At 72.2% G+C, this 26,208-nt stretch carries 23 protein-coding genes; 9 read left to right on the forward strand and 14 right to left on the reverse strand.

The genetic code is table 11. The features are described 5' to 3' along the window. Positions 1-366: 366 nt before the first annotated feature. The gene (locus ACIBCM_RS06235) at positions 367-2,007 is read left to right on the forward strand and encodes an amidohydrolase (RefSeq protein ID WP_399240757.1); all 1,641 of its coding nucleotides are present in this window, start codon (positions 367-369) and stop codon (positions 2,005-2,007) included. A gap of 60 nt (positions 2,008-2,067) precedes the next feature. Here ACIBCM_RS06235 and ACIBCM_RS06240 read toward each other — a convergent pair whose 3' ends face one another. Next, complete coding sequence (locus ACIBCM_RS06240) at positions 2,068-2,733, reverse strand: hypothetical protein (protein WP_399240759.1); 666 nt, start codon at positions 2,731-2,733, stop codon at positions 2,068-2,070. Between the two features lie 611 nt (positions 2,734-3,344). On the opposite strand from ACIBCM_RS06240, the gene ACIBCM_RS06245 reads away from it, so the two are divergent. After that, positions 3,345-5,033: a VanW family protein gene (locus ACIBCM_RS06245; protein WP_399240761.1), complete on the forward strand. Its 1,689-nt coding sequence runs from the start codon at positions 3,345-3,347 to the stop codon at positions 5,031-5,033. Positions 5,034-5,125: 92 nt separating this feature from the next. On the opposite strand, the gene ACIBCM_RS06250 is transcribed toward ACIBCM_RS06245, so the two are convergent. Further along, positions 5,126-5,494, reverse strand: a complete 369-nt coding sequence (locus ACIBCM_RS06250) for a VOC family protein (protein ID WP_399240763.1) — start codon at positions 5,492-5,494, stop codon at positions 5,126-5,128. Between the two features lie 87 nt (positions 5,495-5,581). After that, positions 5,582-6,604, reverse strand: a complete 1,023-nt coding sequence (locus ACIBCM_RS06255) for a MurR/RpiR family transcriptional regulator (RefSeq protein WP_399240765.1) — start codon at positions 6,602-6,604, stop codon at positions 5,582-5,584. Positions 6,605-6,748: 144 nt separating this feature from the next. Between ACIBCM_RS06255 and ACIBCM_RS06260 the strand changes: the two genes are divergently transcribed. Continuing rightward, positions 6,749-8,077: an amidohydrolase family protein gene (locus tag ACIBCM_RS06260; RefSeq protein ID WP_399240766.1), complete on the forward strand. Its 1,329-nt coding sequence runs from the start codon at positions 6,749-6,751 to the stop codon at positions 8,075-8,077. Positions 8,078-8,305: 228 nt separating this feature from the next. Here the strand turns inward: ACIBCM_RS06260 and ACIBCM_RS06265 are convergent, their stop codons facing one another. Continuing rightward, entirely contained in the window at positions 8,306-8,737 is a 432-nt protein-coding gene (locus ACIBCM_RS06265; protein WP_399240768.1) for a nuclear transport factor 2 family protein, read from the reverse strand. 422 nt (positions 8,738-9,159) lie between these two features. Here ACIBCM_RS06265 and ACIBCM_RS06270 point away from each other — a divergent pair, with 422 nt between their 5' ends. After that, positions 9,160-9,375: a DUF4287 domain-containing protein gene (locus tag ACIBCM_RS06270; RefSeq protein WP_399240769.1), complete on the forward strand. Its 216-nt coding sequence runs from the start codon at positions 9,160-9,162 to the stop codon at positions 9,373-9,375. Between the two features lie 183 nt (positions 9,376-9,558). Here the strand turns inward: ACIBCM_RS06270 and ACIBCM_RS06275 are convergent, their stop codons facing one another. From ACIBCM_RS06275 to ACIBCM_RS06290, 4 genes are all read right to left on the reverse strand, one after another. Further along, positions 9,559-10,362 carry a DUF2637 domain-containing protein gene (locus ACIBCM_RS06275; RefSeq protein WP_399240770.1) on the reverse strand — a complete coding sequence of 268 codons (804 nt, stop codon included), beginning with the start codon at positions 10,360-10,362 and terminating at the stop codon, positions 9,559-9,561. Beyond that, complete coding sequence (locus tag ACIBCM_RS06280) at positions 10,355-10,573, reverse strand: hypothetical protein (protein ID WP_399240771.1); 219 nt, start codon at positions 10,571-10,573, stop codon at positions 10,355-10,357. The genes ACIBCM_RS06275 and ACIBCM_RS06280 overlap by 8 nt, the downstream gene beginning before the upstream one ends. A 550-nt stretch (positions 10,574-11,123) precedes the next feature. Continuing rightward, complete coding sequence (locus ACIBCM_RS06285; protein WP_399240772.1) at positions 11,124-11,921, reverse strand: SAM-dependent methyltransferase; 798 nt, start codon at positions 11,919-11,921, stop codon at positions 11,124-11,126. A gap of 124 nt (positions 11,922-12,045) precedes the next feature. Further along, the gene (locus tag ACIBCM_RS06290; protein ID WP_399240773.1) at positions 12,046-12,279 is read right to left on the reverse strand and encodes a DUF397 domain-containing protein; all 234 of its coding nucleotides are present in this window, start codon (positions 12,277-12,279) and stop codon (positions 12,046-12,048) included. Positions 12,280-12,999: 720 nt separating this feature from the next. On the opposite strand from ACIBCM_RS06290, the gene ACIBCM_RS06295 reads away from it, so the two are divergent. Then, positions 13,000-13,464, forward strand: coding sequence for an ATP-binding protein (locus ACIBCM_RS06295; RefSeq protein ID WP_399240774.1), 465 nt, complete (start codon positions 13,000-13,002; stop codon positions 13,462-13,464). 173 nt (positions 13,465-13,637) lie between these two features. Here the strand turns inward: ACIBCM_RS06295 and ACIBCM_RS06300 are convergent, their stop codons facing one another. From ACIBCM_RS06300 to ACIBCM_RS06320, 5 genes are read right to left on the reverse strand one after another with little or no spacing between them, the layout of a single operon-like run. Further along, the gene (locus tag ACIBCM_RS06300) at positions 13,638-14,534 is read right to left on the reverse strand and encodes a Gfo/Idh/MocA family protein (protein WP_399240775.1); all 897 of its coding nucleotides are present in this window, start codon (positions 14,532-14,534) and stop codon (positions 13,638-13,640) included. A gap of 33 nt (positions 14,535-14,567) precedes the next feature. Continuing rightward, on the reverse strand, positions 14,568-15,767 hold the full coding sequence (locus tag ACIBCM_RS06305) for an ROK family protein (protein ID WP_399240776.1): 1,200 nt from the start codon (positions 15,765-15,767) through the stop codon (positions 14,568-14,570). A gap of 39 nt (positions 15,768-15,806) precedes the next feature. Further along, on the reverse strand, positions 15,807-16,673 hold the full coding sequence (locus ACIBCM_RS06310; protein WP_399240777.1) for a carbohydrate ABC transporter permease: 867 nt from the start codon (positions 16,671-16,673) through the stop codon (positions 15,807-15,809). Continuing rightward, positions 16,673-17,644, reverse strand: a complete 972-nt coding sequence (locus ACIBCM_RS06315; RefSeq protein WP_399240778.1) for a carbohydrate ABC transporter permease — start codon at positions 17,642-17,644, stop codon at positions 16,673-16,675. Before ACIBCM_RS06315 ends, ACIBCM_RS06310 begins: the two co-directional genes overlap by 1 nt. Positions 17,645-17,693: 49 nt before the next feature. Further along, entirely contained in the window at positions 17,694-19,097 is a 1,404-nt protein-coding gene (locus tag ACIBCM_RS06320; protein WP_399240779.1) for an ABC transporter substrate-binding protein, read from the reverse strand. 138 nt (positions 19,098-19,235) lie between these two features. On the opposite strand from ACIBCM_RS06320, the gene ACIBCM_RS06325 reads away from it, so the two are divergent. From ACIBCM_RS06325 to ACIBCM_RS06340, 4 genes are read left to right on the forward strand one after another with little or no spacing between them, the layout of a single operon-like run. Next, a complete protein-coding gene (locus ACIBCM_RS06325) occupies positions 19,236-20,282 on the forward strand; it encodes a zinc-binding alcohol dehydrogenase (RefSeq protein WP_399240780.1) in 1,047 nt (348 codons plus the stop codon). Between the two features lie 18 nt (positions 20,283-20,300). Beyond that, entirely contained in the window at positions 20,301-21,101 is an 801-nt protein-coding gene (locus tag ACIBCM_RS06330; RefSeq protein ID WP_399240781.1) for a sugar phosphate isomerase/epimerase family protein, read from the forward strand. After that, positions 21,098-22,453 carry an MGH1-like glycoside hydrolase domain-containing protein gene (locus ACIBCM_RS06335; protein WP_399240782.1) on the forward strand — a complete coding sequence of 452 codons (1,356 nt, stop codon included), beginning with the start codon at positions 21,098-21,100 and terminating at the stop codon, positions 22,451-22,453. The genes ACIBCM_RS06330 and ACIBCM_RS06335 overlap by 4 nt, the downstream gene beginning before the upstream one ends. Beyond that, a complete protein-coding gene (locus tag ACIBCM_RS06340) occupies positions 22,450-24,558 on the forward strand; it encodes a glycogen debranching N-terminal domain-containing protein (protein ID WP_399240783.1) in 2,109 nt (702 codons plus the stop codon). The genes ACIBCM_RS06335 and ACIBCM_RS06340 overlap by 4 nt, the downstream gene beginning before the upstream one ends. 74 nt (positions 24,559-24,632) lie before the next feature. On the opposite strand, the gene ACIBCM_RS06345 is transcribed toward ACIBCM_RS06340, so the two are convergent. Then, entirely contained in the window at positions 24,633-25,856 is a 1,224-nt protein-coding gene (locus ACIBCM_RS06345) for a cytochrome P450 (protein ID WP_399240784.1), read from the reverse strand. Positions 25,857-26,208 lie beyond the last annotated feature (352 nt).

Here is a 26,208-nt window from a genome sequence, read left to right on the forward strand (position 1 = left end):
GCGCCTTTTTACCCGGCGGGGGGGGGGGGGGCCCCCCCCCGGGGTTGTTGGGGGGGGGGGGGGGGGGGGGGGGGGGGGGGGGGGGCCCCCCCCCGGGGGGGCCCGGGGGGCCGGGGGGGGGGGGGGGGGGGGCGCGGGGCCCCCCCCCCCCCCCCCCCCACGCCCGCACCGGCGTCCGCGCGTTGCGATCCCCGGGGGCGGGCCCATACGAGTCCGTGACCGGACCACCGGCTCCGGCTTCGTCCCCCGGCGTGTTCATGACCGCGCGACCGAGAAATCATGCCAATCTCGGGCAAACAGTCGATTATTTGTCGGCTGTCGGTCAGCAGCTGGCATGGATACGGAAGGTCCGGGTGAAGAGGATTCATGGTTGACGCTGTGTACTTCGGCGGGGACATCGTCACCGTCGACGACGGACGCCCCACCGCGGAGGCCGTGGCGGTCGAGGACGGGCGGATCGCCGCCGTCGGCACCCGGGCGGAGGTACGCGAACTGGCGGGCCCCGGTACGCGGATGGTGGATCTGGAGGGGCGGACCCTGCTGCCCGGGTTCGTCGACGCGCACAGCCATCTGAGTCTGGTGGGCTTTCAGGCGGGCGCCGCGAATCTGCTGCCCCCGCCCGATGGAACGGTCGGCGATCTCGCGGAGATGGCCCTGCGGCTGACCCGTTGGGCCGACGGTGAGACGGGGCGCCGCTGGGAGTGGATCGTCGGGTTCGGCTACGACGACGCGCAGTTGAGGGAGCGGGAGCACCCCACCCGCGACGACCTCGACAAGGTCTCCCCCGACCGGCCGGTGCTGGTCATCCATCAGTCGAGCCACCTGGGCGCGGTCAACGGCAAAGGGCTCGAACTGCTCGGCTACGGCGCCGGCACGGCCGATCCGCCCGGTGGCGTGATCCGCCGGCGGCCCGGCACCTCCGAACCGAACGGGGTGCTGGAGGAGGCCGCCTTCTTCCCCGTCTGGGGCGCGGCCACGGCCGGTTTCGACACGGCCGAGCGGCTTCGGCTGGTCTCCCTCGGCCAGCGCGCGATGGCGTCCTTCGGGTACACCACCGCGCAGGACGGACGGGTCATGACCCTGCCCGACCTGGAGATCCTGGAGGAGGCGGCGCGCCTCGGCCGGCTGGACCTGGATGTCGTCGCCTATGTGGACTCCTCCCTGGTCCCCCTCCTCGGCGAGCGCTCGGACCGGGTCTCCCGGCCCGGATACCGCGACCGGCTGCGCATCGGCGGGGTGAAACTGGGCCTCGACGGCTCACCCCAGGGCCGTACCGCCTGGCTCACCGAGCCCTATCTGACACCCCCGCCGGGACAGCCGGACGGCTACCGGGGATATCCGGCGCTCCCCGACGACGTGGTCGACGCCACGGTCCGGCAGGCGTACGGGCAGGGGTGGCAGGTCCTCGCGCACACCAACGGCGACGCGGCCCTCGACCAGTTCCTCGCCGCTGTCCGCCAGGCGACCGGGGCCCATGGGCCGGGCGACCGGCGTCCCGTCGCGATCCATGCCCAGACCGCCCGGGAGGACCAGCTCGACACCATGCGGGACTTGGGGGTGATCCCTTCCTTCTTCTCGATGCACACCTACTACTGGGGCGACTGGTACCTGGACACCGTGCTCGGTCCGCGGCGCGCGCTGCGGATCTCGCCCGCCGGATCGGCGCTGGCCCGGGGCATGCTCTACACCTCCCACCATGACGCGCCGGTGGTCCTGCCCAGCTCGATCGCGGTCCTCGCGAGCCAGGTGACACGCGTGACCCGCAGCGGCCGGGTGCTGGGGGAGGACCAGCGCGTCTCGCGGCTCGACGCGGTCAGGGCCACCACCGCGTACGCCGCCCACCAGTACTTCGAGGAGTCCGCCAAGGGGTCCATCGAGGCCGGGAAACTCGCCGACTTCGTGATCCTCAGCGACAACCCGGTGACGGCGGAGCCCGGGGCGATCAGCGGCATCACGGTCACCGAGACGGTCAAGGAGGGCCGCACCGTCTTCCCCGAACCGGCCTGACGGCCCTCCCGGGGCCTTGTGGTGATGTGCCGTCACCGGGCGGGCCGACCCGTGGCGCGCTCACCCGGCGGCGGACCGCCAGGAGTCGGGGCCGAAGGGGACTTCGTCACCGGGGCCGCTCAGCTCCTGGGGCTCCCCCAGGGGCCGCGACCCCGGTCCGCTCCCGGTGGTCGCGCGGACCCGGACGCGCTCTCCCGGGAAGAGGGCGACGACGGCGGCCTGAGCGGCCGGAGACTGCCATGCCCGGACCGTGGCGGTCTCCGCGCCCGGTGAGGTGTCCTCGATGTCCAGGCGGGCGACCCGGGGGTCCACGAGGAACTCGTAGATGCGGACGGGCTCGCAGCCGTCCTCGTCCGCCTGCTCGCGGCCGGTGAACAACAGCGTCTCGGACTCGCTGAACACGGCGAGGGCCTCACCGCGCAGAACGCCGGCGACCTGGCGGGGGTCGGTCACCTCGATTCCCACCAGCCCGCCGGAGAGATGGCCGGCGGTCGCCCAGGATCCGTCCCCCTCCCTGGTCGAGCAGTAGATCTCCTCGCCGACGAGGCCGTCGTCGCGCCGGTGCAGCACCAGCGCGAACCCGAGTCCCTCGCGTATGCACAGATCGGCGACGGCCGCCTGGGTGTCGGCGTCGAGCCGGGTGGGTACGCGGGGGGCCGGGCCGGTGTCCGGGGCGGACCTCGCCGTGAGGGCGGCATGGGCGAGGCCGGCCAGATTCTTGCGCATCGGGTTCCTTGTCCGGAGTCGGTCGTGCGGGGGTTCGGCGGGTGCGGTCGGCCGTCCGCGTGTCTGATGTGTCGATGCGCCACCCGAGGTGCCGGTGGACCGCCCCGGCGATGACTCCGCGGACCGTCGTGATCATGGTAGGCACCCGTGGGCCCGCCGTGTGCCGCCTTTTCCGGCCGCGATTTTGGTGCGTACGGGGAGGTCCCGACCGCCCGGGGAAGTGGCGGACCCCGGCCGGCCCGGCATCGCGGAGCGCCCCTTCGCCATGTGTCCCGGCGCCCGTCCCGGCCGTCGCCGCCCGGCCGGGTGTCCTGCGTACGGCCCGTCCGTACGCCGGGTCGGGGTGCGACGAGATCACCCGAGCCGTCATCGCGCGAGGTGAGGGGCGGTGCCGACGACCGGCCCGGCCCGGAGCCCCGTCACCGACACTCCGCCAATCCGCTAAGTTGATTAGCGGTAGGATGGTTCCCGCGCCCTCGTGTACAACCGTGCGTCGAGGGCGATATGTCTATTAATTGCCATCCTATTTACGTCTTGGTAACGTCGCCCGGACGTGTTACCGGCCGGGCCGCGCCCGGCCCGATTCATGTCTGTCGTCTTCTAGGAGTCTCATGCGCCGCCGAATACATCCTGCTGCTGCGGCGGGCGGCGCCCTGGTCGTCGGCGTGGGTGCGCTCTATCTCACCGGTCTGCTGCTGACGGGCGATGAAGTGCCGGACGGCACCCGGGTACGGGGTGTGGACATCGGGGGCCTGAGCCAGTCCGGAGCCCGGGAGAAGCTGGAGAGGGAGCTGGGTCCGACGGCCTCGGCCCCGCTGGCGGTGAGCGTCGGTGGCCGGGCCGACACCGTCGACCCGGGTTCGGCCGGGTTCCGCTTCGACGCGGCGGAGACCGCCTCCCGGGCGGTCCGCTCGGGAGCGGACCCCATCACCGTGATCGGCGGCCTCTTCGGCTCGGGCGGCGGTGAGGTCGAGCCGGTGGTCCGCGCGGACGAGGCGAAGGCCCGGGCCGCGCTGGCCCCGCTGGCGAAGAAGCATCTGCGCCAGGTCCGCGACGGGGCGGTCACCTTCGACAAGGGCCGGCCCAAGGAGGTGGCGGCCCGCACCGGAGGGACCCTCAACATCGACGCCTCGGTCGGCGCCCTGCGCACCGCGTACCTCGCCACCGCCCCCGGGACCGTCGAGCTTCCGGTACGGGAGAAGGCACCGGACATCGGTGCGGCGGAGACCGGCCGGGCCATACGGGAGTTCGCCGGGCCCGCGATGTCCGGACCGGTCACGCTCACCGCCGGCGGCAAGCGGATCACGATCACCCCCGAGGTCCTCGGGAAGCATCTGACCATGCGGCCCGCGGACGGCCGGCTGGTCCCCGCGCTCGACGGCCCGGCCCTGCTGGCCGACCCCGCACTGGCCGGCCAGGTGGCCGAGGTCGCCACCGGGCCCACCGAGGCCCGGCTGCGGCTGAACGGCGAGCGCCTCGAGGTCGTGGAAGACGGCGAGCCGGGCCAGGAGCTCACCGCCAAGGCGCTCACCGACGCGGTTCTGCCCCTGCTCACCAAGTCGGGTGCGGCCCGCACCGGTGAGGTCGCCACCAAGAAGACCCAGCCCGAGCTGACCCGTGCGTCGGTGGCACGGCTGGGGCTGACCGAGAAGGTCTCCTCCTTCACCGCCGACTTCCCCGCGTCCGAGTACCGCAGGATCAACATCGGCCGGGCCGCCGAACTGATCAACGGCTCGCTCGTCAGGCCCGGCGAGACCTGGAGCTTCAACCGCACGGTCGGAGAGCGCACCAAGGCGAACGGGTTCGTCGACGGGGTCATCATCCTGAACGACAAGTACACCAAGGCCGCCGGCGGCGGTGTCTCCACCGTGGCCACCGCCATGTTCAACGCCATCTTCTTCGCCGGGGTCAAGCCCGTCGAGTACGGCGCCCACTCCTTCTACATCGAGCGCTACCCCGAGGGCCGCGAAGCGACGGTGGCCTGGGGCAGTCTCGACCTGAGGTTCACCAACGACTCCGGCAACGCCATCTACATCATGGCGGACGCCACGGACACCTCGGTCACCGTCACCTTCCTCGGCACCAAGAAGTACGACTCCGTGCAGGCCAGCAAGGGCCCGCGGACGAATGTGAAGCAGCCCGGCACCCGGCCCGGCGCCGCGGTGGACTGCCAGCCCCAGACCCCGCTGGAAGGCTTCGACGTCACCGTCGAACGCATCTTCATCTCCAACGGCCAGGAAGTGAAGCGCGAGCCCTTCCGTACCCGCTACACCCCACGCGACAGCGTCACCTGCGACTGAACCGGAAGCCCTCTCACCATTGCGCCGACGGCCCGCCCGGGCGGGCCGTCGGCGCTTTCCCGTAGGGGGCCTGGCCGGGGCGGCCCGTTCCGTCATTCCTGGAGTACGGAGAGCACATTCCCCGCGGGGTCGGTGAACCACGCGATGAGCGGGCCGCCACCCCGGAAGATGCCCAGCTCGTCGACCTCGATCCCGTCGTAGCGCAGAAACTCCACACCGCGGTCGGTGAGCTGCCCGACCGCCTGCTCGATGTCGGCCACGGGGAAATTGAGAATGGTGTACGTCGCCGGGGTGTGGTCGGGCTTCGGATAGACCAGTGTGTCCCGGTCGCCCGCCAGATGCAGGGTCAGCATCCCGTTCTCCTCGGACACCCGCAGGCCGAGGGTCACTCCGTAGAACTTCTTCGCGGCCGCGATGTCATCCACCGCGAAGCCGCTGAACGCCTTTGCCGTGCCGAGCATGTCGATCCCTCGTTCCTCTGCCGTCTTCCGCCGGGTCGGTCCTCTGCCGGGTCTCTTGCGAGGGGTGACCGGACGCGGGAGCGGAACTCATCGCTCATCGGGCGTCGTCTCCGGCCCGGCCCCTCCCTTCCCGCTCGGCGCGGCTCCTCCCCGCTCGTCGTTTCCCGGGTAGTCCTCCGCGAACAGATCCAGCTCCGCCCCGACCCCGAGCACCCGCTCCGCTGCCGGGCGGTCCCGCGCGGGACCGGTCGCCGTCAGCTCGGCCAGCAGTCCGTACGCCACACTGGTCGCCACCGTCATCGACTGGACACCACCCACCCCCTCGGCCGGGACGACCAGGACATGCGCGGCCTCATATGCCGCCGGGGAGTGCCGGCTGTCGGTGATCACACAGGTCACCACGCCCGCCGAGCGGGCCACCCGCAGCGCCGCCACGGTCTGCCGGTAGTGCCGCCAGAAGCTCCAGGCCACCACGCAGTCGCCCGCGCCCAGGCCCGCGAGCGCGCCGGCGAGGTGAGGCCCGCCCCGGTCCTCGTACACCAGGGGAAAGCCCTGTGCGGCCGCCGCCACCGCCAGCGCGCTCGCCGCGACGGCATCGGTGCCGGAGGCGACGACGACGGTACGGCGCGCCGCGCGCACGGCATCCACCACGGTCCGGGCGGTTTCGAAGTCGAAGGTGCGCTCCAGTTCCCGCAGATTCCGCGCGTCGCGAGCGAAGGCGGCGGCCAGCAGGCCGCCACCGGCCCCGGGGGGCCGCCCCGGATCGAACCCCCGGGCGAGATCCACCGTCCGTATCCCCGCCCGGAACCTCGGCCATCCCGGATAGCCCGCGCTCTGGGCGAACCGGATCACGGTCGCGCGGTCGACCCCGGCGCGGGCGGCGACCTCGGCCGCGGTGGCGTACGAGCAGAAGGCGGGCTGGGTGGTCAGCACCTGGCGGACGCGAGCCGCCTTCGGGCCGAGGCGGACGTCCGCCAGCAGACCGTCGAGCCAGGTGGCCACCGTGCCCGGACCGCCCCCGCGCGCCGGATCGCCGCCGGGGAAGGGGCCGCCGCCGGGGAAGGGGCCGCCGTCGGGGGAGGGACCGTCGTCAACACCGTCATCGACCATGGCGCCCATTGTCTCCCCGCACGAATCCGTGCACTAGCTGTTGTATGCAACTTCACGTGCGGTTATCGTCCTGGCCATCGCGCACCGGGCCCGGCACCGCGCATTCCGCTTCATCTCCCGCCACACCCTCAAGGAGCCGTGTCCATGTGCATTGACCCCAACACCCCGCCTCCGTCCCCCCGGGTCACCCGACGCGGGATCATGGCCGGGGCCGCCGCGCTCGCCGGGGCGACGGCGCTGGCCGGGGCCGCGACGGGCACCGCCGCCGCGCACGACGGCGGAGACCGGGGCGCCCCCGGAAGAGGTTCCTCCCGACCGCCGCGCGGCGGCACGATGATCATCGACGGCGGCACGCTCCTCGACCCCCGGACGGGCCGGGTCACCGAGGACGCGGTGGTCGTGATCGAGGACGGCACCGTCCGCTCGGCCGGCACGCGCAAGGAGACCCGCGCCGATGTCGCCGCCGTCGGCAAGGCGGCGAAGGTCGTACGGTCCGACGGCCGCTGGGTGCTCCCCGGCCTCGTCGATGCCCATATCCACCTCAGCAATCTGACCGACGCGCACCGGGCCGTGCGCCTCGGCGCGACCAGCGTCCGCAGCGGAACCACCGCCTTCTACCAGGACATCGCCCTGCGCGAACTGGCCCGGTGGACCCCTCAGCGCGTCCCGAGGATCAGGGCGGCGGGCATCTTCGTCACTCCGAGGCTCGGTGACACGATCCTCGCCGACCCCGACCTCGCCCCGCTGTCCCTGCTCAAGGACGGCGTGCGGACACCGGAGGCGCTGCGCCGGGTGGTCGAGGTCAATCTCTCCCGGGGCGTCGACGTGATCAAGACCCGGGTCAACGAGCGCGCGGGCTCGCCCACCGAGAATCCGCTCACCCAGGTGTACGACCGGGAGCAGCTCTCGGCGACCGTCGCTGCCGCGCGGCGCGGCGGGGCGACCGTGCTGTGTCACAGCTACAGCGAGAAGGGCATCCACGACGCCGTGACGGCGGGTGTCGACAGCATCGAGCACGGGGTGTACCTCGGCGAGCGCACGATGGTGGAGATGCGGCGGCGGGGTACGTACTTCACACCCACCCTCGCCGCGATGGCGAGCCTGGCCGCCGACCCGGACCCGATCCTCGCCGAGCGGGGCCGTACGTTTCTGCCGATCGCCCAGCGGGCCGTGCGCAGGGCCCATGAGGCAGGCGTCCGGATCGCGGCCGGGACCGACTCCTCCAGCGGAGCCGTCGACCCCATCGGCAAGGAGATCGAGCTGATGCGGGCGGCCGGTCTTTCCGCCCTCGACGCGATCCGTACCGCCACCACGAACGCCGCGCGCCTGATCGGTCTGGAGGGCACCGCGGGCCGGCTGGCCCGGGGATACCGGGGTGATGCCGTACTCGTCGACGGGGACCCGCTGCGTGATGTCTCCGTCCTCAGCTCACCGAGCGCGGTGGTCGGTTACGGCTTCACGGTCGACGCCTGAGCCCTGCCCTGTCCGCGAGTCGGCCGGGTGATCCGGACGGCGGGAGCACCGGGAGCACCGGGAGGCCGGGAGGCGCCCCCGCTGCCGTGCGCCCGGCCGGCCGGGACCGTGCGGTACGCCGGACCGTCCGGCGTACCGCACGGCGATGGAGCACGCCCGCTGTCGCGCGTGCACCGCCCATGTCCGCCGGGGGCGGGGAACCCGCCCCCGGCGTCTTGTGGTGAGGAACTACAGATTGTCTCCCCAGCCGCCCTGGATCATCGTCTGGAACGCCCAGACGCCGTCCCGCTTCACCAGGACGTCCGCGTAGCGCAGTTGCTGGGAGTCGCCGTCCATGGTCATGGTCGAATCGGTGAAGACCACGGCCATGGCGGCGGACAGGAAGACCGGGGTACGGACCGATTCGAACGTGATGCCCTGGTCTCCGTCGCCCATCACGCCGGTCATGATCTCGATGAACTGTTCCCGGTTCCACTGCGCCGAGCGGCCGTTGCCCGCCGAGTCGTCGCTGATGAGGTTGAGTGGGAACACCGCCATGTCGGCCATGCGCTCGACGGCGCGCTCGGCGCTCCGCGCGTCGTACTCGGTGAACCACGCGTCGAGGCTCTCCCGGTCTTCGGCGGTAGGGGTGTAGCCGGTGTCGGGAAGGATGACGGACATGTGCACTCCTTACGAGGACCCGCACGGATCCAGTAATCAAACTTGACTACACTGTACTGCCCCGGGGGTTTGCTAGTCAAACTTGATTAGTCGGTCGGGTTCTCCCCGTACGGTTTCCGGTTCACTCCGCCGCCGTCCCCGTCCGGCGTTTCCCCCGACGACCGCGCCGGGGACGGCCTCGGGTGAGGGCGGCGGGCAGGGGCCGTCAGCCGGGGTGTCGCCTTCCGGGCCGTGTCCCCCCGCCGTCCCCGCGTCCGGCCGGACCGGCCGCAGTTGACCGAAGGGCCAGGCGGCGGCTTCGGAAGAAGTCGCGGAATAGTCCCGCGCATCGATGAGTTCTTGTGGTTCCCATGGTCGTTACAGGCAACAACGAGACCGCGGGACGGCGAATCGTCCGGAACCGATGGATGGAGAGTGTCACGATGACCGCTAAAGAGAAGCCCGGCCCCACCGCCTACTTCCCGTCGATCGAGAAGAAGTACGGGCGCCCGATCCCCGAGTGGAAGAAGCTGATCCGCACCTCGTCCCTGACCAAGCACGGGGAACTGGTGACCTGGCTGAAGACGGAACACGGCCTGGGCCATGGGCACGCCACCGCCCTGGTGGCGCACACCCTGGCCGAGGACAGCGGGAAGTGAGAAGGCCCGCCCGGCTCCCTCAGTCCGGTACGGGGTTCCTTCCGCCCGGGGCGGGCACGCGTCGGCACCGGCGGGAGGGCGGCGCAGACCGAAGTGAGGGTCCCGGCCGGTCGGCCGGCCGGGACCCTCGTGTCGCCTGTCCTGACCACTGAGCCCAGCCGCCCACGATCGGCCGGGCCGCGGTCAGGACGAGGCAGCTGGGGGTGTGTTGCGGTGGCGGGGCGTGGCCTGGCGCGGTGGCCGCGTCAGGGTGATCTGGCGGACGATCTGCTGGAAGCAGGTCAGGGCGGCCAGTCCGGGCAGGGCTGCGGTCGCCGCGTCGGTGAGGGTCCGGGGCGCCTGGGCGACGCACAGCAGTATCGCGACGGTGGAGAACAGCAGGACGACCGCCCACGAGTGCAGGGCCCGGCGCTGGTGCAGCGCGGCCCGGAGGATGGACAGCGAGGCGACCATCCAGGGGCCGTACACCAGCAGCGGCCACCAGCGGACCACATCGCCCTGGGTGCGGGGTTCGGCGATATGGCGGAGGGGATCGTAGGCCACCATCCCGCCGAAGACGCTCACCATGGAGACGATGACGGCGGCGAGCGCGGCGATGAAGAAGCTGGCCGTCTGCAGCCAGGTGAACGGCTTTCTGCGGACGCGCGGTTTACGCCGCCTGGGGCGCGGTGCCCGCCGGTAGGGAGGTTCCTCCGGGAGGCGGACCGTGTCCGTCCAGGGGTCCTCGCCGGGATCCGGCGGGTCGCTCTCGCCCCGCCGGGGGGCCTGGGCGGCGGCGGTGCGCTCGGCCTGGGCGGCGGTGGCCTCCTGGAGGAGGAAGGCCAGTTCCTCCGCCGGGTCCCATGCCGTGTCGAACGGCCCGAGCGGGGGGCACTGCTGGGGAATGACGGAGCGGTGACGGCCGTTCCCCGGGGCCGTCCAGGCGGCGGTGTCGTCCGGGTGGAGGTCAGGGCCGTCGTACGGGCGCCGGTCGTGCCCGTCATACATGGACGTTCTGGCCGATCCGCTCACCGGCGGGGCGGCCGAGGGCGTTCCACAGCCGGATGAAGTCGTCCTCCAGCCGGATCATCACCGCGAGGAAGTCCTCCACCACGGAGGCCGAGCAGCGCAGCTCGATGTGCCTGCCGCCCTGATGCAGCGTGCTGTACGCACCGGCCGGGGTGCGGGCCCAGCCCGGCTTGAAGATGTAGTCCCCCATCGCGACCGCCGAAGGCAGGCGCGGGCCGGGCACGGACATCTCGAGCCGGGGGCCAGCTGAATACTGTGCTGCTGTCATATTCCAGTTAACGCTGGGTGTATGCCCTCGGATGCGCGGCAAAGGAGTGGGTGGCCCGGAAGTTCTCGTTGACCCGACCGCCTGACGGCTCCACGGCGCGACCGGTACGGGAGCTCTCGGGCGCGGGTCCCCGCCGCTCCCGGGCGTGAGGCCCGCCGACGCCCGGTGCCGGCCCGGGGAGTGCCGACGGTACGGGGCGGAGGTGGCAGCCGTCGGGGACGAGGCCGGTCCTGACGCGGGTGCGTCATGCGAGTCCGAGGGGGAGCGGCGGGGTGACGCGGGCCGCTTCGGTTCGCGCCCGGCAGGGTGCTGGTCCGCTCCGGTGGCTCCGCCGGATCCGGCGGGGAGTCCGGACCCGTTGGACGGAGGCGGGAGGGGCGAGCGGCATTCCGCGCGAGGCTCGTCCGCACCGCCGCCCGCGCGCGACCGCCCACCCCTCCCGTACGGGGTACGAGCCCCCTGGATGCGGGGGTCACCCCTTCCGCGCGACCCCCACATACAAGGGGACGGGGTCGCCCGCGCCGGGTTCGCTCACGGGGTGCCAGTGCGTGCCCACCTCGACCCCGGGATCGATCAGGTCGAGGGAGTCGAAGAACCCGGTGAACTCGTCGCGCGAACGCACCTGCGCCTCGACCCCGTTGCCCCGGTAGATCTCGATGACACGTTCCCAGGTCGCGGGGTCGAAGTCCCCCGTGACATGGGAGAGCATCAGATGGCTCCCGGGGGCCAACGGCCCGAAGAGCCGCCGGACCAGGTCGAACGGCTGGTGCTCATCGGGGATGAAGTGGAGGAGCGCCACCAGGGACAGGGCGATCGGCCGGTCGAAGTCCAGGGTCGCGCGGGCTTTGTCGAGGATCGTCTCCGGGTCCCTGGCATCGGCCTGGATGTAGTCCGTACGGCCTTGCGACGTGCCCGTGAGCAGTGCCTCGGCGTGTGCCAGCACGATGGGGTCGTTGTCCACGTAGACCACACGGGCGTCCGGGATCACACCCTGCACCACCGTGTGCAGATTGGGCTCGGTGGGAATTCCGGTGCCGATGTCGAGGAACTGGCGGATCCCCCGCTCGGCGAGGAGCCGGGCGGCCCGGTTCATGAAGGCGCGGTTCTCCCGCGCCAGCGTTCTTCCCGCGGGAAAGGCGGCGAGGGCCTTCTCCGCCGTCTCCCGGTCGACGGGGTAGTAGTCCTTTCCGCCGAGGTAGTAGTCGTACATACGGGCCGGGTGCGGCTTGGTGGTGTCGATCAGGGCCGGTGGATCACCGGTGTCCGTCATAGAGCGTCCTCCGTCGTCGCTCGGTGTATCGGGATGTCGGGTATACGGGTAGGCGGTACACCGGATGTGCCGGATGCGGTGGGTGAGCCGGATACGGCGGGCCGGTGCGCGGCCGGTCGCGGCATCACGGAAGCAGGAAGTCGGCTTCGCCCCGCTTCGCCGCCGTGATGAACCGGCCGAATTCCTCCGGGGTCCAGATCAGCGCGGGGCCCGAGGGATCGGTGGACTGGCGCAGCGCGATCCGGCCGTCGGGCAGATGCTTGGTCTCCATACAGGAGGCGCCGTTGGGGCCGCTCCACGGCTTGCGCCAGTCCTCGGCGCCCAGCTCGGCGTCGGCATTGCGGATTCGAGTGATCATGGCATTCCTTTGCGGATGTCCACGGGGACATCTTCGGTGCTCTCGGTCCCGTCGATGGATGACGGAGGTGTGGTCGAGGACCTCACGGTGGGCCGAGACGGTGTCGGGGGTTCCCGCCGGAGACGGAGCGGGTCGGGCTCTCGCCGTGGTGGGCGGGGGAAAATCGATTCGTCCGGAGCGCGGGAGCAGGAGCTATGGGCCAGGGCCCGCTGCCGGGACCGGGCGACCGGCACTCCCGGGAGGGCCCGGAGGCGGCCGGCCCCGCCGGTGTGGTGGACGGACCGCCGGGGAGGCGGTGCGGCACCGGAGCCCATCGGACACGGCCGACCGTCGATCTGGTGATCCGTCATATCCGTTCACGCCGAGGGGTGTTGGCCCTCGGCCGTCCACCGGCCTCGGGGCGCGCGGCGAGCTGATCGTGACGCACACACTCCCGCCTCCCGTCCGCACGCCCGGCCGTCGGGTTGCAGTGTGCCATGGTGCGCGGCCGGTGCGCAGAACGGCCTGATAACTGTGCACTGTGCAGAGTGCGGGTTGTCAACAGGCTTGGGGCAAGCCATAGTTGGCGTGACTCAGCTCACGTCACTTGGGTTTCACCGGCATCCGTGCCGGCCGCCGTCATGACCACCGGCGCGGCCCCGGCGACCGAGCTCGTCCAGGACCGGGTGGAGCCGGAGCCAGGTGCACCGTTCCGTCCGGCCATGACCGTGAGGATTCGCCGTGACCATCGCAGCCCCCCGCACTGCCGGACTCATCTGCCCCGCCGCCACCTGCGTCTTCGACTTGCCGGCGGAAGGACCCTCGGTAGGCGTGGCACGCCGTATGGTCCGGGCCTATCTCCGCGCCCACCGGCACGGCGACGACATCCTGGAGTCCGCCTCGCTGGTCATCAGCGAACTGGTCACCAACGCGATCCGGCACGCGGGGGGCATACGGGTGACGTGCAGCATCCGGATGCGGGCGCGGGCGGTCCGCATCGAGGTGGGGGACGACGGCGCGATCGAACCCCGGGTCGAGGTGCGGCACGGCGGGGTGGACGAATGCGGCGGCCGGGGGCTGCTGCTGGTGGACGCGCTGTCGGCGGACTGGGGAACCTACCGGCGGGCGGCGGACGAAGAAGGGCCCGGCACGGTGGTGTGGGCGGTCGTCGGAGCGGGGGACGGGCACGGGTGGGGCGGCTTATAGCGACCGTGCGGCGCGATGGGGCGGTACAGCGGCGGTTCCGTACGGTCGACGGGCTCCGCGCTGCGCCCCGGAAGGCGGTGGGCGGCACGGCCCGAGGCGCCCGGGCCTCGGCGGCGTATCGCGGCGGTCGTCGGTACCCGGCTTCCGCCGCACCCCCGGGCGACCGGGGTCTCTCACCCGTCGCGGTGCCGGCCGAGTGCCTGGTGCAGGAGTCCCTGGATCCGCAGACCGTGACGGGCGTCGAGGGGATGGCCGCTCCCCGAGCGCACGGCGGCGGCGAACTCCCGTCGCACCACGGGCCAGCACTCCTCGTGATCCAGGCCGGCGGTGTCGTAGGACAGTGATCCACCGGGACCGTACAGCTCCACCTGCGTCCGTGCCCGGGGCAGCGGTACGGCTCCGGACAGGGACGCCTGGCTGACGGCACCGTTGGTGTGTTCGCAGGTCAGCTCGATCCAGCGGCGCGGGTCCCCGGCGGCGCGCACGGTGGCTATCGGGCCCGCGGCGGCGTCGAGCAGATCCAGCAGATGCGGTCCGAGATCCAGCAGGGCGCCGTGTTCGAGCCGCCAGCCCGTCGCGAGGTCACCGCCGAGGAAAGCCCCGTGGAGGTAGCAGGAGCGCGCGCCGGTGACGGTCAGCTCCCGGGCCCGGCGCAGAAAGGCACGAGTGGCCGGGTGGTACCGCTTCGTCAGGACGAGCTGGGTCACCACGCCGTGATGGGCCACCGCGTCGGCGACCGCCCGGGCCGAGGCCAGATCGGGCCCGAGCGGCTTCTCCAGCAGCATGGGTTTGCCGGCCCGGGCCGCCCGGACGGCGAGTTCGGCCTGGACGGCCGGGGGCACCGCGAAGGCGACGGCCTCGCACAGATCCAGCAGCGCGTCGAAGGAGGCCGCGACCTCGGCGCCGTAGGGCGCGGCGGTCTCCCGTGCGGCCTCCGGCCGGCGCGCCCACACCGCCGCCAGCGCGGTTTCGGGCCCGGCGGCGAGGCTGCGGGCGTGCATGGCCCGTGCCCAGGGACCGGCACCGACGAGGCCGACTCGGACCGGGGGCGGCTGCGGGGGACGGCGCATGGCGTGGGTCTCCTGGGCGGGGCGGTCGGGAGGTCAGGCCGGCTGACGGGGGGCGGCGAGCCGGGCGTCGGCCTGCTCCGGTGCGTAGAGGTGCTCCACCACCATGACCGCGGCCCCGACGAGGCCCGCCTGCTCGCCCAGCTGGGAGGTGGCGACGGTCAGATGGGCGGTGGTGCGGGGCAGGGCGCGCTGGTACAGCAGCTCCCTTACCCCCGTGACGAAGGGAGTGGAGGCGAGATCGCCGGAGATCACCAGCACACCCGGGTTGAGCAGGGTGACGACGGTGACGAGGACCTCACCGACGCGGCGGCCCGCCTCGCGCGCCAGCCGGACGGCATCCGGCTGCCCGGCCGCCAGATGGGCGCGTACATCGGAACCCGAGGATGTGGGAATGCCCAGCTCGGTGAGTTGTCCGGCGATCGACCGGCCGCTCGCCACGGCGGCCAGGCATCCGTAGGAGCCGCACATGCACAGGGCGTCGAGGCGGTCGTGCAGCCGGATGTGCCCGATGTCGCCGGCTCCGCCGTCGATACCCCGGTACGGCTCGCCTCCGGCGACGACACCCGCGCCGATACCGGTGGACACCTTGACGAGGAGGAAGGCGGCACAGTCCGGATAGTGGAGGCGCTGCTCCGCGTACGCCATGAGATTGGCGTCGTTGTCCACGAGGACGGGCACCCGGTCGCTTCCGCCGGTCACCTGGCGGGCGTACGCCTCCCGCATCCGCTCCGGGACGGGGTACCGGTCCCAGCCGGGCATGATCGGAGGCTGGACCACGGTGCCCGTGGTCCAGTCGACGGGGCCGGGGACCGACATTCCGATGCCGCACACCGCGGAGGCGTCCCTGCCCGCGCGGTCGAGCAGTCCGGGGAACCACGAGGCGACGGTGTCGAGCACCTGCTCGGGGCCGTCGCCGATCAGCAGCGGCGCGGTGTGCTCGGCGAGGATCCGCCCGGCGAGGTCGACGACGGCGGCGCGGCCGTGCCGGGTCTCCAGATCGACGGCGAGGACCACCGCGTGGCCGGTGTCGAACTCCAGCCGTGCCGAGGGCCGTCCGCCGGTGGAGGTGCCCGCCGAGTCGCGCAGCCAGCCCGCGCCGAAGAGCTGGTCGAGCCGGTGGCCGACCGTGGAACGGCTCAGTCCGGTGGCGCGCTGGAGCTCTCCCCGGGTACTCGCCCGTCCGCTGCGGATGAGGTGCAGCAGATGGCCCGCGCTGGCCTGGTTCGCCGGCATCGTCTTGTCCTTCTCCTCTATTACCGTCCGCGTTCCCGGCTAGCTCTTGTCCGCGCCGCTGGTCAGACCCTCGGTCAGAAGGCGTTCCGCGGCGAAGAACAGCAGCACCACAGGGATGGTCAACACCACGGAGCCTGCCATGAGAACGGTCTTGGGGACCTCGATCCCGTTGGCGAGCTGCTGGAGACCGAGCGAGACCGTCCAGGCGTCCGGATCGGCGGCCAGGAAGAGGAGCGCGAAGAGGAACTCGTTCCACGCGATCATGAAGACATACAGCCCGGTGGCCATGAGGGAGGGCAGCGCGAGGGGCAGGATCACCCGGCGCATGGCCTGGAGCCTGGTGCAGCCGTCGAGGGCCGCGGCCTCCTCGATGCTCGACGGGATGGTGACGAAGTAGTTCTTCATCATGTAGATGGACACCGGCACCGTCTGGGCGATGTAGACGACGGCGAGGCCGATGAGACTGCCCGACAGGCCGACCTTGGCGAACATCACGAACAGCGGCACGGCCAGCAGGGTCGCGGGGAACAGATAGACGGCGAGGAAGAGCGCGCTGACCTGGCGGTTGCCGAAGAACCTCAGCCGGCTGATTGCGTACGCCCCGGGCACCGCCGCGGCGAGGGTGAGCAGTACGGTCCCGAGCGCCACGGCCGCCGAGTTGAGGAGCATATGGAGGAAGCCCTGACCGCCCTCGGAGGCGGGCTTGAGCACCTGGCGGTAGGTGTCGAGGGTGAAGTCCCTGGCCGACACCCACAGGGCCCCGGGATCCAGGAGCAGCGCGTCGATCGGCTTCACCGACAGCAGCAGCATGTAGTAGAAGGGCGCGATGGTGATCACGGCGAGGAAGGCGATCGTGATCCACCGCAGAACGCCGAAGAGGCGTTCCTCGAACCGGGTGCGGGTCATCACGCCTCCTCCTGGAACTTCTTGGCGAAGAACCTGAAGTAGATACCGAGCAGAACGATCAGGACGCCGGCCAGCACCAGTGCCTGGGCCGCGGCCGCCCCGACGTCGAAGCGGGCCGTGAGGAAGTCGTAGACGCGTACGGCGACGACGTCGGTGCCCGAGCCGCCGCCGGTGAGCAGATACACGTCGTCGAACTTGTTGAACGTCATGATGAAGCGCAGGACGCACAGCAGCGCGACGACCGGCATCAGCTGGGGGAGCAGGATGTACCGGAACCGCTGGCTCACCGTGGCGCCGTCGACGCTGGCGGCCTCCTCCAGGGTCTCGGGTACCGCCTGGAGGCGGGCGAGGAGGAAGAGGAAGGCGAAGGGGAAGTAGCGCCAGATCTCGAAGGCGATCACCGTCAGCAGGGCGAGGGGTATCTCGAACCGGGCGCCGAGGAGCTCCAGTTCATAGGAGCGGGTGGACAGGAAGGCGATCGGGTCGTCCCAGCCCAGGAGGTCGGCTCCCCAGTGGTTCACGATGCCGTACTGCGGACTGAGGGCCACCTCCCAGGCGAAGGCGACCGCGACCACGGGAGCGACATAGGGCAGGAGCATCGAACCGCGCAGGATCCCGCGGCCCCGGAAGGGCCTTCGCAGCGCCAGCGCGGCGACGAGGCCGAGGGCGACCGATCCCGCCGTGGCGCCGGCGGTGTAGACGAGTGTGGTGCCGAGGCTCGACCAGAATCCGGACGAGGCGAAGACCGTGCCGAAGTTCTCCAGGGACCAGTTGCCGAACAGGCCCATGCCCTGGATGTCGACGAGTCGCGCACGCTGGAAGGCCAGCAGGACGGTCCACAGGATCGGGATCACCACGACGACCAGGACGACCAGGAACGTCGGGGTGACGAAGGCGAGTCCGGCGCGGTTCTCCCGCCGGCTGGTGGTGAGGGCGCGGCGTTCTCTCGCGCCGGGTGGTGCAGTGCTCATGGGTTTCCTCGAAAGCGGCGGCGGGGCCGTGGCCGCTGGGGGCCGGTGGCTACTGGAGGGACTTCTGGAGGGCGGTGACTTCCTCGTCCGCCTCGCGGGCGGCCTCGCGCGGTGAGATCTGGCCGCTGGTCATGGCGCCCAGCGCCTTGGGAACCGGCAGCTCACCGTTGGTCGCGCCGACCAGCGCGCCCTGGCCTTCGGTGACGCCCCAGCGCTTCATATCGCCGACGCCGTCGGCGAGCTGGTCGAGCAGGGCGTCCGGGTAGACCTCGTTCATGGGCCTGCGGGTGTCGACGCCGACTTCGCTGGCGCGCCAGGCGCGCTGGAAGCGGTCGGGTTCCGCGGCAGTGCCGGCGCGGACGGGGATCTTCCCCTCGGGCGCCATGCCGAACCAGTCCTCGTACCCCTCGCCCATCATGTAGGTGATGAACTTCTCGGAAGCCTCCTTCTCGGCGGTCTTCGTCACCGCCCAGGAGGTCACTTCGCCGAACTGCGCGGGCTCAGCGCCGTCGGGGCCCTGCATCGCCGTGACGATCCCGGTGTTCCCGGCGAGGAAACCCTTGTCGTCGGCGCACTCGGAGCAGCTGGGCAGGGCGTCGTCGCGGAGCCCGGCGAGTTCGTCGAGCAGGAACGAGGACCATACGATCATCGAGGACTTGCCCGAGAAGTAGGTGGCACGGGTGGAGTCGACGGACTGGGTACCGGGGGCGCCGTAGGTGCGGCCGAGCCGGTCGTACAGCTCGAAGGAGGTCCGGCAGGCGGCCGAGTCGAGCAGGACGTCGCCGCCCTCGTCGACGAGCCGGCAGCCGTTGGCCAGGGCCAGGCTCTCGAAGCTCTGCTGGGTGAAGACATCGCCGGGGTCGGTGGCCACGGAGATGGCGTCCCGCCCCCTCACATCGAGCGCTTCCGCGGCGTCCAGGAGCCTGTCGTAGGTGTCCGGTGCCGGGAGACCGGCGGCGTCGAGCCGGTCCTTGCGGTACGCGAGCAGCTGGAGCCACGAGTCGGAGGGGACGGCGAGCCGCGTGGTGCCCTCGGAGGTCAGCCGCAGCGCGTTGGCGTCGAAGGTCCTCGGGCCGAGGCCCTCCACGATGTCGCCGGCGACCTCCGTGTCGAGCAGGTCGTTGCTGTACATCTGCCAGACCTGGCCCATGGGAACGGCCCCGATCACATCGGGCAGCTTGCCGGCCGCGGCGGCGGACATGATCAGCTGGGGGAGCTGGCCCTCGTCCACCCCGACGAGCTCGACCTCGATGCCGCTCTCCTCCTCGAACCGGTCGACGATCTTCTGGGTCGCGGCCATGCGCGGGGGCAGGTTCTCCTGTGACCAGACGACGATCCGGTTGTCCGGTGCCGTCTCGCCGCCTCCGGTCGAGCAGCCGGCGAGTACACCGATGCCCATGACCGTCGCCAGGCCCGCCGCGGTCGCCCTGGACCGACGGATCCACTTCCGCATACGACTTGTCCTCATCGCTCTTATGTCTGATAGCACAACATCACAGCATCAGTTTTGCGTGTTGACAAGACATAACATCGCGATATCTTCGACTCAAGCCCCTGGAACACCCCTGGAACAACCTTTCGGAGTCCCCACGTGGAACGCGTCGTCCAGTTCACCGGCCCCCGGCAGGTCGAAGTCGCCGAGCACGACAGCGGCGCACTGCCGCCCGGTCATCTGCGGGTCCGTACGCGCTACTCCGGCATCTCGGCCGGAACCGAACTCACCGCCTACCGCGGGACCAACCCGTATCTCACCCGCACCTGGGACCCCGAGGCACGGCTCTTCCGCGACGGCGCCGCCGGCATCGCCTACCCCGTCGCCGGATGGGGCTACTCCGAGGTGGGCGAGGTCACCGAGGTCTCACCCGAACTCGACGGCGACCCGGACACCCCCCGCGCGGGCGATCTGGTCTGGGGCATCTGGGGACACCGCAGCGAGGGCGTCGTCCCCGCCGGGCGGTTGCGCGGACACACCCTGCCCGCCGGACTGGAGCCGCTCGCCGGAGCGTTCGCCCGCGTCGGCGCCATCGCGTACAACGCCGTCCTCGCGGCCGGGATCAACCTCGGCGAGGACGTCGCCGTCTTCGGCCAGGGCGTCATCGGCCTCATCACCACCCGTCTCGCCCGGCTCAGCGGAGCCCGGGTCACCGCGGTCGACGCCCTGGACAACCGGCTCGCCACCGCCCGCGCCCACGGCGCCACCACCACCCTCAACGCCCGTACCGACGCCGTCGCCGAACGGATCCGCGAGGCGACCGGCGGACGCGGCGCCGACACCGCCATCGAGATCAGCGGTGCCTATCCGGCCCTGCACGAGGCGCTGCGCTCCGTCGCCGTCGACGGCCGGGTCGTCGCCTCCGGCTTCTACCAGGGCGACGGCGCCGGACTGCGCCTCGGGGACGAGTTCCACCACAATCGGATCCAGCTGATCTGCTCCCAGATCGGCGGGGTACCGCCTCAGCTCGCCGGGCGGTGGAGCGTCGACCGCCTCCAGCGGACCTTCCTGGAGCTGGTCGCCGCCGGCCAGGTCGATGTGACCTCCCTCGTCAGCCATCTCATCCCCGCCGACCGCGCCGCCGACGCCTACCGCCTGCTCGACGAACACCCCGCGGACGCCCTCCAGGTCGTCCTGGAATTCTGAAAGGCCACCTCCCCTCACATGCTCAAAACCGCATGCCAGGAACAACTCCTGCCCGGCACCACCCTCCAGGAGAAGTGGGACCACGCCACGAGCGCGGGCTACGACGCCGTCGAACTGCGCGGCAAGGGCGGCTTCGCCTTCCGTGACCGGCTCCCCGAACTGCGCGCCGCCCACAGGGACGGCGTCGTCATGCCCACCGTCTGCGTCGACATGCTCCACTTCTTCGGCGCCTTCGACGCGGACCTGCGGCGCGACGCCGTCGAGCAGATGAAGTCCCAGCTGTCCGTCATTGCGGAGATCGGCGGCTCCGGAGCCCAGACACCCGCCTCCTACGGCATGTTCTCCCGCCGGCTGCCGCCCTTCGAGGTGCCCCGCGGCGAGGAGGAGGAACGCACCGTCCTCCTGGAGGGCCTCACCGAACTCGGTGAGTACGCCCGCGCCGAAGGCGTCACGCTCTACCTCGAACCGCTCAACCGCTACGAGGACCACATGGTCAACCGTCTCGACCAGGCCGTGGACCTCATCCGCGCCGTCGGCCTCGACTCGGTGCGGATCGGCATCGACAGCTACCACATGAACATCGAGGAGGCCGACCCCGCCGCCGCCATCCTCGCCGCGGCGCCCTACATCGGCCACGCCCAGGTCAGCGACTCCAACCGCTTCCAGCCCGGGGCCGGACACCTCGACTGGCCCGCCTGGCTCTCCGCCCTCCACGCCATCGGCTACGACGGCTACCTCGCGGCGGAGTGCCGCCTCACCGGCGACCCCGGCGACGCCGTCCGCTCCATCCCCGCCTTTCTGCGCAGGTCCGGCGCATGACGGTCATCACCACCCCCACGGCCACGGCCCCCGACCGGCAACTGGAGCGCCGCGCCGCCCGGGTCCTGCTGGCCAACTGGACGGGGGCCTCCACCGTCCCCTCCCCGGCGCTCTACCCGCACCAGTGGAGCTGGGACTCCGCGTTCATCGCCATCGGGCTGCGCCATCTCTCACCCCGCCGCGCCCAGCGGGAACTGGAGACACTGCTCGGCGCCCAGTGGGACGACGGCCGGGTGCCCCACATCGTGTTCAACCCGGCCGTGCCGCTGGACGCCTACTTCCCCAGCCCGGACTTCTGGCGCTCCACCACGGCGGGCCGCGCCAACGGAGCACCCGCGCGCACCGAGACCTCCGGTATCGTCCAGCCCCCGGTGCACGCCCTCGCGGCCCTGCTGGTGCACCGGAGCGACCCCGCCCTCTCCGCGCGCCGTGGCTTCCTCCGGCGCCTCTACCCCCGGCTCACCGCGTGGAACGCGTATCTGACCGGCCACCGTGACTTCGGCGGCCAGGGGGTGCCGGCCGTTCTGCACCCCTGGGAGCCCGGGATGGACAACAGCCCCTGCTGGGACGCCCCGCTCAGCCGGGTCACCCCCGCCCCGCCGGACTCCTTCCGCCGGGCCGATCTCACCGGGGGCCGGGCGGCCGACCGGCCGACCGACGCCGACTACGCCCGCTATGTGAGCCTGGCCGCCCACTACCGCGACCACGGCTACCGTGACCGGGGAACGGCACACGCCTTCGTCGTCGAGGACCCGGGCTTCACCGCCCTGCTCGTCGTCTCCGAACACGCCCTCGCCGCCATCGCGGCGGAACTCGGTCACGACCCCGGCCCCCACACCGCCCGTGCCCGCCGGCTCACCGCCGCCATGACCCGGCGCCTGTGGAACGAGGAGGCGGGCGTCTTCCTGAGCCGTGACGTCCGTACGGACACCCTGATCGAGGACAGGAGCGTCGCCGGGCTGCTGCCGCTGGCCGTACCGGACCTCGACCCGGACCTCGTCCGGGCCCTGGTCCGTACCCTGACAGGACCGCACTTCGGCCTCGGCACCACCGTGTCGCTCGCCCCCAGTTACGACCTCCTCGGCGCGGCCTTCGACCCCTCGCGCTACTGGCGCGGCCCCGCGTGGTTCAACACCAACTGGCTGCTGGAGCGCGGACTGCGCGGGCACGGCCACACGGAGACGGCCGACACCCTGCGGCGCTCGATCCTGCGCGCCGCCGGGGAGTCGGGGTTCGCGGAGTACGTCGATCCCCGCACCGGGCAGGCACGCGGCACCACCGACTTCAGCTGGACGGCCGCCCTCACCCTCGACCTCCTCGCCCGGCCACTCACCGAGGGGGCCCGCCGATGACCCCGCCCCTTCTCGTCCACGCGGGCTGCTTCGCCGCACTCAGCCCCGGCGGAGACATCCTCGGCACCCGGGGCACCTCACCCGACGGCCTGTTCGCCCGCGACGCCCGTCACCTCAGCCGCTGGCGCCTCACCGCCGACGGCGCCCCGCCCACCGTCCTCGTACCCGCCCGCGGTACGGCGAGCACCACGGCGGTGCTCATCGCCGCGGGCACCCGGGACGAACCCTCCGCCTGGACCCTCTTCCGCCGTCAGGCGCTCCACGGCGACCGGCTGACCGAGCGGCTGGAACTCGTCAACAACACGGCCGGACCCCTGACGGTCACCCTCGCCGTCGAGGCCGGGGCGGACTTCGCCGACCAGTTCGAACTCCGCGCCGACGACCGGGCCTACGGCAAACCGGGAGGACATCACACCGTCCTCGACACCCCGCACGGGGTCGAGTTCGGCTACCACCGCGGAAGCTGGCACTCCACCACCACCGTCACCGCGGACCCGCCCCCGGACGAGGTCACTCCGGACCCGGCCCCGGACTCCGTGACGACGGACCGGGCCCCGGACAAGGGCACCCCCGACCCGGCCCCCAACACCGTGACCCCGGACACCGTGACCCCGGACACCGTCACCTTGGACGGCGCCGCCCGCCGTCTCACCTGGCGGCTCCGGTTGCCCGCGCACGGCAGCGGCGCCCTCACCCTCCACATCACCGCCCGCCCCCACGGGGCACCCGACCTACCTCCCGCCCCGGTCGGCTTCGGGGAAGTCCTCGCCCGTATCGACCGGGAGAACACGGAGTTCACCGACCCGCCCCCGACACCCCACCCGGCCGTCGGCGACCTCCTGGAACGCGCCTGCGCACAGGGCATCGGCGACCTCGCCCGGCTGCGGGTCCCCGCGCGCGGTCCCGACGGCGAGCAGGTGCTCGTCCCGGCCGCGGGGGTGCCCTGGTTCCTCACCCTCTTCGGCCGGGACTCCCTGCTCACCTCCCACTTCGCCCTGCCGTACCGGCCCGGCCTCGCGGAGGCGACCCTTCTCGCCCTCGCCGCCACCCAGGCCGGCGCACCCGACCCGGCCCGGGTCGCCGAACCCGGCAAGATCGTCCATGAGATCCGGCACGGCGAACTCGCCCACTTCCGTGAGGTGCCCTACGGCCGGTACTACGGCTCCGTCGACAGCACCCCGCTCTTCCTGACCCTGCTGCACGCCCACGCGGAACAGACCCGGGACACCGCGCTCGCCCGCCGTCTGGAGCCCCACGCACGGGCGGCCGCCGACTGGATGCTCGGCCCCGGCGGCCTCCTCGGACACGGCTATCTCGTCTACCGCGCCGACGCGCGCGGACTGCTCAACCAGAACTGGAAGGACTCCGCGGGCGCGATCTGCTTCACCGACGGCACCCAGGCGACCGGGGCCGTCGCCGTCGCCGAGGCCCAGGGCTACGCGTACGACGCCCTGCGCCGTACGGCAGCCCTCGCCCGTACCGTCTGGCACGACACCGGGTGGGCGGACCGGCTCGACACCCTGGCCGAGGAGTTGCGTTCCCGGTTCCCCGCCGATTTCTGGATGCCGGACCAGGAGTTCCCCGCGCTGGCGCTCGACGGGGACGGCCGCCGGGTCGACGCCCTCGCCTCCGACGCGGGCCATCTGCTCTGGTCCGGGATCCTCGACCCGGACCGGGGCCGGACGGTCGGCCGCCGTCTGATGCGTCCCGACTTCTTCAGCGGCTGGGGCATCCGCACCCTCGCCTCGGGGCAGGCCCCCTACCACCCGCTGTCCTACCACCGCGGCGGCATCTGGCCCCACGACAACGCCGTCATCGCCCTGGGACTCGCGCGCTACGGGCTCCACAGCGAGGTCACCACCCTCGCCACGGCGCTCACCGACGCGGCGGCGCGGCACGGCCACCGGCTGCCCGAGGTCATGGCCGGCTACCGGCGCGGCGGCGAAGACGAGTCACCCGTGCCCTACCCCCACTCCTGCTCCCCGCAGGCATGGGCGGCCGCGACACCCCTCGCGCTGCGTACGGCCCTCACAGCGGGGACACCACCGTCCCTCTCCCGGGACGACCGCGCGCCCCGGGGAGCGATGTCCTTCCGGCGCCGGTAGGAGCCCGGCGCCCGGCCCGCGGCGACACCCCTCCGTACGGCCGCGGTGCCGGATGTGCTCCAGGAGCCGTACCGTCAGCGCCGGTGTGCCATGACCTCGGTGGGTGCCCGGAAGGACAACAGTCCCAGCAGGGGAGGCTCCTCACCGGCCGGGGCCACGAGGCCGGGGAGCGCCCGTGCGGCCGTGCGCAGCGCGATCGCCGCCTCCGTACGGGCCAGCAGGGCGCCCGGACAGCGGTGCCGTCCGGCGCCGAACGACAGATGGAGCCGGGCGTTCGGCCGGTGCGGGCACAGCCGCGCCGGGTCGTCGAACACCTCGGGGTCCGAGCCCGTGCCCATGAGCATCAGCAGCAGAGGCGCCCCGGCGGGGACCCGTACTCCGCCGACGCTCACCTCCCGGGCGGCCCGCCGCCGCCAGGTCGTCACCGGCGGCTCACGCCGCAGCACCTCCTCCGACCACGCCTCCGCGAACCCCTCCTCGGCCGCCGCGCGCTCCCAGGCGGCTCCGTCGTCGAGCGCCCGGCGCAGTACGGTGGCGATCAGCTGACCCGTGGTGGCCTGGCCTGCGATGAGGACGAAGTAGCACACCGCCACGGCCGTCGCGGTGTCCGGAGCCTCGTCCCGCAGCGCCGCCATCAGGCTCCCGGGCGCCGCCGGGCCCGTGCACCGCTCGGTCAGCCAGCTGTGGAACCCGGCCGCCTGCTCCGCCAGAAGCACCTGCCGCTCCGGTGACGGGCGCCCCCAGAACAGTTCCAGCGAGGCATCGCTCCAGCGCGCCAGCGTGAGCGGGTCGGCCCCCTGAACGCCGAGCAGCTCCATCATCACCCGGCACGGCAGGACCCGGGCGAATCCGGGTACGAGGTCGCAGTGGCCCTCGCGGTCGAGCCGCTCGCGCACGGGGAACAGCAGCTCCCCCGCCGTCCGTTCGATCAGCGGTACGGCGTCCGCCACCCGCTGCGCGTTGAAGAAGCGGGTCACCAGCCGGCGCAGCCCGTGGTGGGTCGGACCCCCGTTGTCCGCCAGCGCGGGCGGCAGCGAGAAACCGGACCGGGCGAGCGGCCGGAGGGCGGCCACCGTCAGCGGGGTCACCGCCTGCTGGGCGTTGTCGGGCACAAAGGCCTCCGGATCGAGCAGCACCTCCCGCACATCCCGGTAGCGGCTCACCAGCCACAGCCCCGTACGGGGATCGTGGTGCACCGGCGCCGACTCGCGCAGCAGATCCAGCGCCGGATACGGATCCCGGACGAACGATTCCCCGAACAGGTCCAGGGAGTCGGGCACAACCGGTGAGCTGTTCATACGGTGAATCCTCGATCCCTGTCCCCGGCGGTACGGGTGCCCTGAGCGGCCTTGATCAGCAGACCCACGGTACGCCGCGGTCTTCGCGCACCCTCCACCCGTCCCGGGGAGCGGCCGGGCGTCCGCGGCGCACGGTCCGCCGGGGGTGTCCGCGCGGGCACCGCGCTCCGGCTCCATCCCCGCCCCGGCACGGGTCCGTCACCGGAACCGTCCGCGGAGCGGAGGATTCCGGGAACTCCGGTACGGCTGTGCTGATACTAGTGCCGTATCAGGCAATGTTTGCCTCGTGACGGCCCGCCGCGTGGGTGGTTCCCTGCGTGGCGGGCCGAGGCCAGAATGATCACGTGGCTGA

The organism is Streptomyces sp. NPDC051018 (assembly GCF_044456085.1).
GTDB lineage: Bacteria > Actinomycetota > Actinomycetes > Streptomycetales > Streptomycetaceae > Streptomyces.